Source organism: Thalassolituus sp. UBA2009 (assembly GCF_002335285.1).
Taxonomy (GTDB): Bacteria; Pseudomonadota; Gammaproteobacteria; order Pseudomonadales; family Oceanobacteraceae; genus Venatoribacter; species Venatoribacter alkanivorans.
Genome location: NZ_DDCJ01000097.1, coordinates 1 through 13,384, shown reverse-complemented (window position 1 = coordinate 13,384; position 13,384 = coordinate 1). Strand labels below are relative to the sequence as shown.

General features: G+C 54.1%; 12 protein-coding genes. 5 read left to right on the top strand and 7 right to left on the bottom strand.

All coding sequences use genetic code 11. The features are described from left to right. Positions 1-1,113: efflux RND transporter periplasmic adaptor subunit (locus B3P58_RS12010; RefSeq protein ID WP_286717732.1), on the bottom strand; the 1,113-nt coding region annotated here is incomplete at its 3' end. 260 nt (positions 1,114-1,373) lie between these two features. On the opposite strand from B3P58_RS12010, the gene B3P58_RS12005 reads away from it, so the two are divergent. The 5 genes from B3P58_RS12005 to gcvP all read left to right on the top strand — a co-directional run bounded on the left by B3P58_RS12005 (position 1,374) and on the right by gcvP (position 7,977). Beyond that, on the top strand, positions 1,374-2,390 hold the full coding sequence (locus B3P58_RS12005; RefSeq protein WP_145465995.1) for a helix-turn-helix transcriptional regulator: 1,017 nt from the start codon (positions 1,374-1,376) through the stop codon (positions 2,388-2,390). A 32-nt stretch (positions 2,391-2,422) separates the two neighbouring features. Then, positions 2,423-3,115: a TetR/AcrR family transcriptional regulator gene (locus B3P58_RS12000; RefSeq protein WP_286717731.1), complete on the top strand. Its 693-nt coding sequence runs from the start codon at positions 2,423-2,425 to the stop codon at positions 3,113-3,115. 285 nt (positions 3,116-3,400) lie between these two features. Further along, positions 3,401-4,495: a glycine cleavage system aminomethyltransferase GcvT gene (gene gcvT, locus B3P58_RS11995; protein ID WP_145465998.1), complete on the top strand. Its 1,095-nt coding sequence runs from the start codon at positions 3,401-3,403 to the stop codon at positions 4,493-4,495. A 49-nt stretch (positions 4,496-4,544) separates the two neighbouring features. Next, positions 4,545-4,928, top strand: coding sequence for a glycine cleavage system protein GcvH (gene gcvH / locus B3P58_RS11990; protein WP_145466000.1), 384 nt, complete (start codon positions 4,545-4,547; stop codon positions 4,926-4,928). 118 nt (positions 4,929-5,046) lie between these two features. Next, positions 5,047-7,977 carry an aminomethyl-transferring glycine dehydrogenase gene (gcvP, locus tag B3P58_RS11985; RefSeq protein WP_286717729.1) on the top strand — a complete coding sequence of 977 codons (2,931 nt, stop codon included), beginning with the start codon at positions 5,047-5,049 and terminating at the stop codon, positions 7,975-7,977. A 211-nt stretch (positions 7,978-8,188) separates the two neighbouring features. Here gcvP and B3P58_RS11980 read toward each other — a convergent pair whose 3' ends face one another. The 6 genes from B3P58_RS11980 to B3P58_RS11955 all read right to left on the bottom strand — a co-directional run. After that, positions 8,189-8,824 (bottom strand): hypothetical protein, encoded by a 636-nt coding sequence (locus B3P58_RS11980; protein WP_225693332.1) that lies wholly within the window; start codon positions 8,822-8,824, stop codon positions 8,189-8,191. 388 nt (positions 8,825-9,212) lie between these two features. Further along, positions 9,213-9,752, bottom strand: coding sequence for an REP-associated tyrosine transposase (locus tag B3P58_RS11975; RefSeq protein ID WP_414716571.1), 540 nt, complete (start codon positions 9,750-9,752; stop codon positions 9,213-9,215). 111 nt (positions 9,753-9,863) lie between these two features. Next, positions 9,864-10,460: a DUF1877 family protein gene (locus B3P58_RS11970; RefSeq protein ID WP_286717726.1), complete on the bottom strand. Its 597-nt coding sequence runs from the start codon at positions 10,458-10,460 to the stop codon at positions 9,864-9,866. 218 nt (positions 10,461-10,678) lie between these two features. Beyond that, positions 10,679-12,193 (bottom strand): Fic family protein, encoded by a 1,515-nt coding sequence (locus B3P58_RS11965; RefSeq protein ID WP_286717725.1) that lies wholly within the window; start codon positions 12,191-12,193, stop codon positions 10,679-10,681. Positions 12,194-12,517: 324 nt separating this feature from the next. Then, the gene (locus B3P58_RS11960) at positions 12,518-12,937 is read right to left on the bottom strand and encodes a hypothetical protein (RefSeq protein WP_286717724.1); all 420 of its coding nucleotides are present in this window, start codon (positions 12,935-12,937) and stop codon (positions 12,518-12,520) included. Next, the coding region (locus tag B3P58_RS11955) for a hypothetical protein (protein ID WP_286717722.1) at positions 12,934-13,384 on the bottom strand (451 nt) is incomplete at its 5' end. The genes B3P58_RS11955 and B3P58_RS11960, both read right to left, overlap by 4 nt.

Sequence of the window (13,384 nt, the reverse complement as noted above, 5' to 3'; positions counted from 1 at the left end):
CACAGCAGGTGCCGCTTCCACCAGCGCAGACTCCGGCAGCGTCACCACACGGCCATGGCTCAGATAAGACGCACCCGCCACCACAACCTGTTCACCATCCTGTAAACCACCGGTAATCACCAGCTGATCATGATCCAGCGCCAAAAGTGGCAGACGGCGTAACTGCGCCTGATACTCACCGTCGTTGTTCTGCACCACAAACACTTCCACTTCGGCGCGAGCCCCCTGATGAGCACTCTGGGCCGCAGGCTGTTTGTTATAGGTCCGGACCATAGCACCAACCGGCAGCAACACCGCCGGACGGGTCTGTGCCGGCATAATCACCGCATGGCCAACAAAACCGGCCAGCAACGGCTGCTCAGGTTTAGCACTCACACGTAATTCAATTTCAAAGGTCTGACTGGCATCGGCGCGTCCGGCCAGCTCGCTCAGCTCCGCCTGAAATATTTCACCGGGGTAAGCATCAAAGGTTACTTCGGCATGATCCTGCAGACGCAGACGAACGATATCTTTGTCGGTCACTCCGGCACGCAGCACCCAGCCACTGGTGCGGGCGGCAAACAGAAACACCGGCTTGCCATTGCTAACCATTTCATTGGCTTCTACCGAACGCTTCAGCACCCGGCCATCAGCCGGTGCACGGATAACCGCATGGCGCTGATTAAAACGCGCAACGGTCAGGTCAGAGCGGGCAACATCCACCTGGGTTTCGGCACTCTGTAACTGCTCCACCGACAAGGCATCCAGCCCCTGCAGCGACTGAAAACGCGCCAGATTACGCTCGGCATTGGCCAGCACCGATTCGGCCTTGGCCACCTGCGCGTCGATTTCTTCCAGATCGAGGGCCGCCAGCACCTGCCCGGCTTTTACCCACTGCCCTTCATCCACAGCGACGCGGCGTACCAGGCCGTTGATTTTAAACGCCAGATTCTGTTCAGACTTATTTTCCAGCACACCGCTGATACGCAGCGGCCGGGCATATTCCTGCCATTGCACACTGACGGTTTCGACCGGTAAGGCCGGTTGTGCCAGAGCAGATCCGGCCAGAAAAAGGCCAATTAAGGTAAAAAGAAAACGGCCGGAATGACGACCTTGCAGACGCAGAAAAAACATAGGGCGCTCCTGTTGTAATTATGCAAACCCATTGATCACGACGAACACCGCCGGGCGCATTAACAACACCGGCATGTTTACAGTGAAAACATACTATGACGACAATGTGAGCATCGTCAACACAACAAAAATGTCCCATCCGGAAAATCTTTGGGTGGTTACAGGCCATTTCTGGGTAGATGTCTGCCAGATAACACATTGTTAAACGTTTGTTTTGCCGTACAGTTCTGCACTCTCACCACATAAAAAAAAGACACACCATGGGCCCTTTAAACTGTACTGCTAACTCACTGCATATTTTGCTGCGCCTGTTGGCCAGCAAAGGCATTAAAAATCAGCAACTGCCGCCAATGGATTTGCCGGCCGATGCATTGTTTAACAGCCGCAGCCGCGTTGCGGTCAGCCAGATCCTGAACCTGCTCGACTGGGCACAGGAACAGCTGCCGCAACAGAATCTGGCACTCGACTACGGTCTGGCGCTGGCACTGCATCAGGAAACGCTGTTTAACACTCTGGCGCAGGGCTGCGCACTGCTGCGTGAAGACAACCTGCTGACGCGACTGTTTGGTCTGTATCAGGAAGACGATGGCGAAACCTGCCATATCGAGCTGCGCTGGCGCGCCAATCCGACGGTGGCCGAGCAACTGCCGGCCAGTGTGCTGGATGTACTGGTTGCCTGGCTGCACGCCACCTGCCTGCCACTGACCGCCACCAGCCACAGCGATATTCAGCTGTTCCTGCCGCAAGGCTGCGAACAACCACAGCGTTACGCCGCTTATGTGCCGCTGAAGATTCATTTCAACGCACCGTACCTGGCCATCCGCCTGCCGACACGCCTGCTGCACAACGAGGCTGACCCGCATAATCTGCCGCAACTGCAGCGCGAACTGCCACCGCGACCGAGCATGCTGGTCGCCAGCAAAGCGGCCAATCTGCTGCGCGCTGAACTGCCGGAACCGCCATCACTGGAGCAGCTGTCACAGGCGCTCAGCCTGAGTGAACGCACCTGTAAACGGCGCCTGCAGGACAGTGGCACGCACTACCAGAAGCTGCTGTCCGAACTGCGCCTGATTCAGGCCCGCGACTGGCTGCAGCGACGGGTTTATAACGTCACGCAACTGTCCGCTGAACTGGGCTATTCCAGCGTTGCAAACTTCTCCAAAGCGTTTAAAAAATGGTGTGGGTACTCTCCCAGCCAGGCGCATCTGGCGAAAAACGGCAGCGTCAGCGGCACGCCGGCGGAACAGAATAAACAGCTCAGTGAAGTTGACGCTTAAGGCGTAACTGGTTTGAATAGCGGGAATCTTTTATGGATCTCCCGATGACCAGCGTCGCCTCAAACCAGAACAACGCCACCACCAGCTACCACCACGGTAATCTGCGTGAGGCTTTGCTGAGCGCAGCGGTCGACAGCATCCGTGAACAGGGCGCCGAGAATCTCAGCCTGCGCGCCCTGGCACGGGTGGTCGGCGTTTCACAAACCGCCCCCTACCGCCACTTTGCCGATAAAAATGGCCTGCTGGTCGAACTGGCACGCCAGACCTTCGATGAACTCAGCGGTATTACCAGCAGTTGTATCGACCCCAGCCTGAGCAGTGCCGATAACCTGCTGCGGGCCGGCGAGGCCTACCTGCGTTATGCCATTGCCAACCCGGAAAAGTACCGTCTTATTTTCGGCAGCAGCATCACCAACCGCGAACAATATCCGCAACTACGCACATCCGCCCACAGTGCCTTTAATGTGTTGCTGCAGCTGATGGCTGAAGGGGCGCAGCGCGGCGAATTCCTCCACACAGAGCCGATGATTCTGGCCAATAACTGCTGGTCGTCGATCCACGGTTTTGCCCTGCTTACCATCGACGGCGTGTTTGCCCGCAAGGAACAACCGCTGGGCTTTGACGACATGCTGCGCACACACCTGCAGCTGACCCTGCGCGCGATTCAGTACGCCCCACAGCACATCCCGCAAAACCTGCCCGGTGCCATACCTTTTTCTGACTGAACAGTCAGATTTCCACCATTTAAGGTAACAGCATCAACCCAGCGGCCATGCGGCCCGCAGGCTTAAACAGGCCAATATTTATAAAATGGAACCATAGTCCAGCTATTTACAGATTGGAGGGTGCCTAAGTCCGTTTTAGGCGCTATACTGCCGCCCTTTTTTACGATCTGAAACAAAGCATTCGTCCGCTTTTACGGCAGACAAAGCACCCTCTGCCAGAGCGCTGGCGGGGCAGAATAAAGACAGCAAACGATCACATCACGACTGACTACAGCAGGACATAACATGGCCAAGCAAACCGCTCTGTACGCCAAGCACCTCGAAGCCAACGGCAAAATCGTCGACTTTGGTGGTTGGGATATGCCCATCCATTACGGCTCGCAGATTCAGGAACACAAAGCTGTGCGCGAGCAGGCCGGTATGTTCGACGTATCGCATATGACCATCGTCGATGTACGCGGCCCGGATGCCACCGCCTACCTGCAGAAACTGCTGGCCAACGATGTCGCCAAGCTGCAGGAAACCGGCAAAGCCCTGTACTCCGGCATGCTGAATAACGAAGGCGGTGTGATCGACGACTTAATCGTCTACAAAATGGATGGCTGGTACCGCACCGTGGTGAACTGCTCCACCCGCGAAAAAGATCTGGAGTGGATGTCACGGCAGAGCAAAGGCTTTGAAGTCAGCCTCACCGAACGCCCGGAACTGGCGATGGTTGCCGTGCAGGGCCCGAAAGCTATTGAGCTGGTAAAACAGGTAAAAGCCGACGCCGCCGAACTGATCGACAGCCTGAAAATTTTTCAGGGCAAAGGCAAAGGCGAATGGTTCTACGCGCGTACCGGTTACACCGGTGAAGACGGTCTGGAAATCATGGTGCCGGAAGCCGAAGTGGCTGATTTCTGGCAGCAGCTGCTGGATGCCGGCGTTGCTCCGGCCGGTCTGGGCGCACGTGATACCCTGCGTCTGGAAGCCGGTATGAACCTGTACGGCAACGATATGGACGAAAGCATTTCGCCACTGCAGGCCGGCATGGGCTGGACCATTGCTTGGGAACCGGCAGAGCGTGATTTTATCGGCCGTGCCGCACTGGAAGCCGAAAAAGCTGAGCGCGCAGCTAACCCACAGCAGGCGCTGAAGCAGGTTGGCCTGGTACTCGAAGAGCGCGGTGTGATGCGTTCACACCAGAAGGTTGTGGTTGAAGGTGTTGGCGAAGGTGAAATCACCTCCGGTACCTTCTCCCCAAGCCTGGAGTACTCCATTGCCATGGCGCGCGTACCGGTTGGCACCGCAGACAAGTGTCTGGTGGAAATGCGTGGTAAATTAGTGCCCGCACGCGTGGTTAAGCTGCCATTCGTCCGTAACGGCAAGCAGCAGTTCTGATACCTTAACGAATTCGTTTTACGCTTTTTATTTTTGAGTGGAGATCAACATGAGCAATATCCCAGCCGAACTGAAATACGTGACTTCCCATGAGTGGATCCGTCTCGAAGCCGACGGCACCGTAACCATCGGTATTACCGATTTTGCCCAGGCTCAGCTGGGTGACGTGGTATTCGTTGAACTGCCGGAAGCCGGTACCGAAGTGGAAGCCGAGCAGGACATCGCCGTAGTTGAATCGGTGAAAGCCGCTTCCGACATCTACGCGCCACTGGCCGGTAAAATCATCGCCGTTAACGACGCGCTGGTTGATACTCCGGAAATGGTTAACGAAGATCCGTACGGCAACGCCTGGTTCTTCAAAATGGAACTGGCTAACGCCGACGACCTGAATAACCTGCTCGACGCCGACGCTTACGCGGCTGCCTGCGAGTAAGACGACACCACTTACGCCTGCCGCAGCGCAGGCGCAGTGATTAAGAAGTGCCGTTAAGACGTGCTGTTAACTCCGTTAGCAGCACTGCCTCACCAGCTTAACTTTTTTGAGTTCTCCCATGACCACACTGTCTCTTAAAGATCTGGAACAACGCGATAATTTTATCGGCCGTCACATTGCCTCCAATGGCGCAGGCCCGGACAGCAACGAAGAAGCCGCTCTGCTGGCTGCCGTTGGTGCCGACTCGCTGGAAGCCCTGAGTGCCGAAATCGTGCCTGCTGATATTCTGCGCCCGCCTTTCCTCGACATTGCCGACGGTAAAAGCGAATACGATGCGCTGAATTATTTAAAGTCGCTGGCGGCGAAAAATAAGATCTTTAAGAGCTACATAGGTCTGGGTTACCACGACACCATTATTCCGCCGGTGATTCTGCGCAACGTGCTGGAAAATCCGGGCTGGTACACCGCCTACACCCCTTACCAGCCGGAAATTGCCCAGGGCCGTCTTGAAGCCCTGCTGAACTTCCAGCAAATGGTGATCGACTTTACCGGTATGGAACTGGCCAACGCCTCGCTGCTGGACGAAGGCACCGCCGCTGCCGAAGCCATGTCCATGGCCAAGCGCTCGGTAAAGAAAAACAAATCCAATACTTTCTACATTGATGAAAACTGCCTGCCGCAAACCATCGACGTGGTCAAAACCCGCGCCGAAGCCTTTGGCTGGGACGTACTGGTTGGCCCGGCGGATGCCGCCGCCGACGCCGATGTATTCGGCGCGCTGTTCCAGTATCCGGGTAAAAACGGTGATGTACGTGACTTCACCGATGTAATTACCGCCCTGCACGCCAAAGACGCACTGGCCGCGGTAGCCACCGACCTGATGGCGCTGGTGATGCTGAAAGCACCGGGCGAAATGGGTGCCGACATCGTTCTGGGTAACGCCCAGCACTTCGGCGTACCGATGGGCTTTGGTGGCCCGCACGCGGCGTTCTTCGCCACCCGCGATGCCTACAAGCGTAATATTCCAGGCCGTATTATCGGTGTTTCTATCGACGCTCAGGGCAAGCCTGCGCTGCGTATGGCACTGCAAACCCGTGAACAGCATATCCGCCGCGAGAAGGCCAACTCCAACATCTGTACTGCACAGGTGCTGCTGGCCAACCTGAGTTCCTTCTACGCCGTATACCACGGCCCACAGGGTCTGAAGACCATTGCCGGCCGTATTCACCGTTTAACCGATATTCTGGCTGCTGGTCTCTCTTCTTCCCAGGGACAGGCTAAAGGCATTGAGCTGGTCAACAACCACTGGTTCGACACCCTGACCTTTAACGCCAGCGACAAAGCCACGGTACTGGCCCGTGCCGAAGCGCGTGAAGTGAACCTGCGTGACGACGCCGCTCTGGGTATGGCAGCAAACACTCTGGGTGTCAGCCTGCACGAGAAAACCTCCGCCGCCGACGTACAGGAACTGTTCGATATTATTCTCGGCGAAGGTCACGGTCTGGATGTATACGCACTGGACGCGCAGATTGTTGCCAACGGCTCCAACAGCATCGACGCCGGTCAGGCACGTAACACCGCCTTCCTCACCCACCCGACCTTCAGCCGCTATCATACCGAGCATGAAATGCTGCGTTATATGAAGCGCCTGGAGTCGAAAGATCTGGCCATGAACCACAGCATGATCACGCTGGGTTCCTGCACCATGAAACTGAACGCCACCACCGAAATGATTCCGGTCACCTGGCCTGAGTTCTCCAATATTCACCCGTTCGCGCCTAAGTCGCAGACCGTTGGCTACGAGCAGATGATTGCCGAGCTGGACGACTACCTCAAAGCGGTTACCGGTTTTGACGCCATCTGTATGCAACCCAACTCCGGTGCGCAGGGCGAATACGCCGGTCTGCTGGCGATCAAGAAATACCACGAGAGCCGTGGCGAAGGTCACCGTAACGTTTGTCTGATTCCGCGCTCTGCCCACGGTACTAACCCGGCGTCGGCGCAAATGGCCTCGATGCGCGTAGTGGTTACCAACTGCGATGACGAAGGTAACGTCGACTTTGACGACCTGAAGAAAAAAGCCGAAGAAATCGGCGACCAGCTGTCGTGCCTGATGCTGACCTACCCGTCGACCCACGGTATTTACGAGCAGGGCGTGCGCGAAATCTGCGATCTGGTACACAGCCTCGGCGGCCAGGTGTATATGGACGGCGCCAACCTGAACGCACAGGTGGGTATTACCCAGCCGGCGTTTATCGGTGCCGATGTATCGCACATGAACCTGCACAAAACCTTCGCTATTCCACACGGCGGCGGCGGCCCGGGCATGGGCCCTATCGGCGTTGCCAAACACCTGGCGCCATTCGTGGCCAACCACGCGGTACGCCCGCTGGAGAACGAAGCCAAAGGCAATGGTGCGGTATCGGCTGCGCCATACGGCTCCGCCAGCATTCTCACCATCAGCTGGATGTACATCACCCTGATGGGCGGCAAAGGCCTGCGTCGCGCAACCCAGAACGCACTGCTGAAAGCCAACTACCTGGCCAAGCGTCTGTCGGCTCACTACCCGATTCTGTACTCCGGCCAGAACGGCCGCGTGGCGCACGAATGTATTGTTGACCTGCGTCCGCTGAAAGCCGAAAGCGGCATTACCGAAGTGGATATCGCCAAGCGCTTAATGGACTACGGTTTCCATGCGCCGACCATGTCGTTCCCGGTTGCCGGCACCTTTATGATCGAGCCGACCGAATCGGAATCCAAAGCCGAAATCGACCGCTTTGCCGACGCTATGATCAGCATTAAAGGCGAAATCGACGCGGTACTGCGTGGTGAACTGGATGCGGAAAATAACCCGCTGAAAAACGCCCCGCACACCGCACCGGTAATTGCCGGCGAATGGGATCGTCCGTACAGCCGCGAACTGGCCGCTTACCCGGTTAAAGAACTCGGCGCCCATAAATTCTGGCCAACCGTTGGCCGTATTGATGATGTGTACGGCGACCGTAACCTGATTTGCTCTTGCCCGGCGATTGAGAATTACGAGGATTGATTCGTAGGGTGCGCAGTGCGCACCGCCTGATCATTGCCAGACTCCTCAAAGGAACCTGGTGAGCGACATAAAGAAGCCCGCGAAAGCGGGCTTTTTAACGCTTACATAAACTGCACCAGGTAAGATCGTCAAGTTTGGTGCGCCAACCATTTTTTAGACATACTTACCAACCAACATAATCCCAAATCCCGGCATAAAAGCTACTCATGGGTTACTGGAGCAGCATTGCTTCTGGTGGAGATATTTTTTTAAATCTCTCAATAACACCAGCCACTTCATCGTTACTCAAAAGTGGGGAATATGTTTTTCCACTAACAATATTGGTTAGCCCAAAAACTCCTTCGTATTTCTTATATTCAACCTTACCATCAATGTATACACTTGCCACCGTATTACCTGATGCGCTTTTAGACATAATCACCGGAATCTTAATAGTTTGTTTTGTAGTTGCCTCTCCAGTTATTTTTGGATTACTAGAGGTTGCAACTAACCGATCATTTACTGTGTCGTAGCGTTTGGTCTCGCCCAGATATTGTCCTTTGTGAAAGACAAAGGTAACTACGCAATTTGTCTCGGAAGTACAATCTTTAAAAACCTCCTTTCCCAAAACCAGATCAGGTCGTGGAACGCGAATATCTTTAGTCTGATTAAAACGGGCTTTGTCTTTAATACCCGATGCACTGACAAGGTCATATTCGATTATTTCCATTGCTCGTTTAGCAGAAATTCCTGACTTGAATTCTAACTTTATATTCTTTGACTCAGAAAACCTTTCGATTGGCTTCACCGTGCTACAACCGAATAAAAAAAGTGCTGAAATTATGAAGCATGAATTTTTTACGATCATTTAAAATCCTTTTACCTGATTTTTCGAAGATATATTTCATCAATCATGATACCTTAATTTTCTTCTAGCGAACCACTGAAATCTCACCCGCTATCGAGACACCCACTCTAAGCACCCTTGTTTACCCAGCCTGCTATTCAAACAGACTGACATTCCGCGACAGTCAGAATCTCTGCCCGCTCACCCACCGATAATTCCACCTAAAAATTTGGTAAACGGCACAATATCCCGCCGCACACTGGCGACTTCCAGTGCTTCCATATATTCGGTACGGAGCTCAACCGGCACCACGGTCTATTCCTCGTTCCCACGCTCCGCGTGGGAATGTATTGCGCAAGGGCTACCACGCAGAGCGTGGGAGCCAGATGAGCCTGGGAGCTAGTCAAACCTATTCTGACCACCAGCTTTTATCCACCGGAAGCAGTCCTTCGCTACCCGCGTAGTCTCTGGCACTGGAGTAACGCCAGTGTTCGGCATGATCAACGTAACCCCGCTTGACCGGATTCTGATGAATGTATTCGATCTTTTGCCTCATCATATCCGAACTGCCGATCCATTCAGGATGAACACCTTCTTGCCAGAGCTGCGACTGGCGGTCGGTTTTATGGGCTAATTTGAGTTGCTGTAACTGGTTCAGCAAGGTCGTGGCTTTTCTCTGCTGCAAGTAACCGAGAAGCTGACGGGCGGTGAAGGATTTGAACCGGGCGATGTCGTTATCAAGCTGCTGACTTTGAGCTATCAGGTGCAGGTGGTTTTCAAGAACAACCCAGGCGTGAATGCGCAGACCTTCATTCATCAGAAAGCGAAATGATTGCAGCAGAATGTCTACAGACTCAGGTCGGGTAAAGACAGGTAACCACCCCTGCACCGTCAGGGTCATAAAATGCGGTTGGTCGGGATAAATAAATTTGTAACGACTGCGCCCCATGAAACACTCCTTGTTTCCGGTTCAAGGCTACCACGCAGAGCGTGGGAGCCAGATGTCTTGCTTTGGCCGAGGTAAGCAGGATGTCGGCAATGGATTGCGAAAGTGTGTCTGTCAGATGCAGTAGACCACATATCCATAGTCATTCTCTGCGCAAGCTTGCAGCATCTTTTTATATTTTTCAAAGTCCCTGATCAGCGCCTCTTGCTCTGACTTGTAATGCTCTTCAGTCATCCATTCCCGATATAACCCTGTGCCGGCGATCTTGTCCGTGCTGATATGCCCGAGAAGATCATCGACACCAACATCTTTCAGGCGGGCATAAACCAGCTTCACAGCATCAGGGGTCATCAGGCCAGGCGCCAACCAACCTATTTCAATGCTGAATACTGCGCCTTCTACGCCGAAAATAGAAATCTTATCCAGACATACAAAATTGTTGAAAAGTGCCTGATTGAGTGTGCACATAGTGGCTTCACAGTGAACTACGCGTTGTTCCAGTTCAGTCAGTTTCAGATTTGGTATAGGTACCTTTATTCCCAACAGATCGCGGGCTTTATCCATCAGATTTTTGGGTTTGTGATCGGTTAAGTAGTCCAGATAATACTCTTCATCATCCGGTGCTTGAAAACGGATCAGAAGGTATTCATCCGCTTTTATTTTACTGAGATTCTTTTTTGATATTGGCTGAAAAGAATGGGACTGACTCATGACAATCTACTCGTAATTCCTTGAAAACAGGTGTACGTATCGGTGAAGGGCGCTAGCGGGACACCCGCTCTAAGCGCCATTGATTGCCAGCCTGATAACAGGCTTGGACTCTTTTCTCATTGCCATACTCCGCGCTTTCTCGTTCCCACGCTCCGCGTGGGAACGCAAATGTATCAGCAAAGACTATCACGCAGGGCGTGGGAGCCAGATAAGAGGTTTTACCCGAGCAAACCACCCAAAAACCGGGTAAACGGCACAATATCCTGCCGCACGCTGGCGGCTTCCAGCGCTTCCATATATTCCGTGCGGCGTTCAACCGGCACCACGGTCCAGAGGTAGCCACCGGCGGCCATCATCAGGTTCATTAAGAACCGGCCCATTCGGCCGTTGCCATCGAAATACGGGTGAATATACACAAAGAAAAAATGCCCCAGCACAATGCGCACGGCCGGGTGTTCTTCGTATTGCAGCAGCTCAAATAAAGCGGGCAGCATATCGCGCACGGCATCCGGCGTTGGCGGTGTGTGCATTGAACGGCGAATATACACCGGGCCATTACGGTATCCGGCCAGATCGGTGGCGTTAATAATTCCGGCGGCAACGCTGGCGCCGAATAATGCCAGATACCAGTCACCGTGTGTTTCTTCCAACACAGTACCGGCATTCTCGCCGTTCAGAACCCGTTCCAGCGCGTGCTTTACCTGCTGAAACGCATCCCAGTAACCTTTAGCTGCCAGTGCATCGACCTGCTGCCGGTCGTTGTCGTTCTGCTGCGGGTTCCAGCCTCCGGTGCGCACACGCTCAATGAGTTCAGGCGTTACCCGGTAGCCTTCGATGGATAACGAGTGATAGGCATCGCTGACGTATTTATCGCTGACATCCGTTAAATACTCCGCAGCGGATACCGGCGTGTTAAGCGGCGCAGGAAAATGTGCAATCACATCGTCGCGCATCGTCGCCCACAGCAGGCGTAAGCGGTTTACATGAGGCGAGGTATCACGCCGGCCAAACTGCAGTGGCGGTTGTTCTGTAAAAGGATTCACTTCGTTAATGGTGTAGTCCGCTGCAGTCATCGCTTTAACGATGTTGCTGGCAATCTGCTCGCGGCCAATAGCGCGGAACGCACCGGCCAGCCGTCCGGCGACGGTACTGTGGCCGCCCTTTAACAACAGGCTGAGCAGTTCGGAGGCATCACTGATCATAGAAAGAGCCGTTTGCACCACCACTGGCTGGGCGACAAAATGTTTCGGTGCACAGTTCACCAGTGCCGACGCCAGGCTGTGTACGTTTAACCCTTCCAGAGTTGCTCTGTCTGCGGGTTCCGGCACGGCGAGTTTCATATCAAACACCGAGGTGCCGTACAGCAGTCCGGTTGGTTGGTTGCGGGCATTGGGCGAGCGCACCAGCAACTGGACAGGCACGGTTCGGTCGCCAATGTGCAGGCTGAGGGATTGTTCCGGCGACAGGCACCAGTCACTCCCGAGTCGCTCGCTCAGATAATCGGCACAGAACGCCCAGAATGAGGTGTACCAGGAGGTCGTATCGCCGGGCGACTCATCCGGCGCAGAGGGAATGTACCAGCCTTTGATCACCTCTTTGATAAAGCCGTATTTCAGCAGACGCTCACGGTGGACACGGCTGAGCTGCGCCGACCGGATAGCGGTAACGCCCTGATCCTGAAGGATTTTAAGCTGCTCTAACGAGTCTGCGAGCTTCTGCGATACATCATTCATAACACCACCGTCAGCGTATTCTGCTTTGCGGTTTATAGCTTATCATGCATTGTGGTTTATAGCTTATTATGCATCACGTTTTATAGCTTATTGTGCATTACAGTTTATAGCTTATTGTGCTATTTGCTGTTTTTCTCATTCCCATGCTCCGCGGGCAATGCAACTCCGTAAGTAAAGACTCCCACGCAGAGCGTGGGAGCCAGATGTTCAGTCTTCCGCCCGTAACTCGTTCCCATGATCTGCGTGGGAATGCAACTGAGCCAGCCAGGGCTACCACACAGAGCATGGGAGCCAGATGAGCCCGCATCCATAAGCCATTCGCCTTCAGTCTTCCGCCCGTCGCCACAGATTAAACACCGCATTATCTGCCGAGCCCATAGCCATAATAAAGGTCTGAAAATCGATTCCGGCAAAGTGCTTTTCCAGCACGAGTAGTATCTGGTCTTCCCCTTTAATGCCCTGCGGTAAATACACCGGCTTCTCTTCATTGCTCAGGTAAAAACACCACCAGACATCTTCCTGCCACGGGCCCTGATCGGTGGTGATAATGTCGATCTGTTCTACGTCGCGGTAAGCAATATCCTGCTCGCGGCCATTGCCCTGAGTTATATGCATACCGCTGTCGCTGAACTGCACGCTCTCCTGCGCACTCTTCTGCACTATCTCCTGTAAACCAGACTCGCTCACCGCTTTACCATTAACCGCGCGCTGCCAGCCGTCGCTGATTTTTTTAAAAAGGCTCATAACCATTCCTCCAGTTCCCAGTGGATATTGGCGCGGGCAACCTGCTCGCTGTGCTGTCTGAAATACGGGCTGGAGAAGATCCATTCGCGTTCTAACAACTCATGCAGAAAACGGCGGCGGCCAAAGCGGTAAACAAAGTCGGGCAGAAAATATTCTTTGCGGCACTGGCTGGCATAAGCACGGTAAGCCGCAGGTTCGGCGGCCAGTATCGACAGGTCGATATCCATAAACAGCTGCACATCACTGTCGGCCTGATACTGATGAGTTCGGGTTGCCAGAATCAGTTGTTCGGCTTTGGCGATCACCGCTTCAGGAACCGCCAGCGGCTGCAGATATTCACGTGCCAGTGCCGCACTCAGCTCTTCGTTATTGCCTTTGTTCTGCTGAATCAGGTCGTGAAACCAGATGGCAAAGAAGAACGCCGGCCAGTCTGCTATCGCCGCGCGC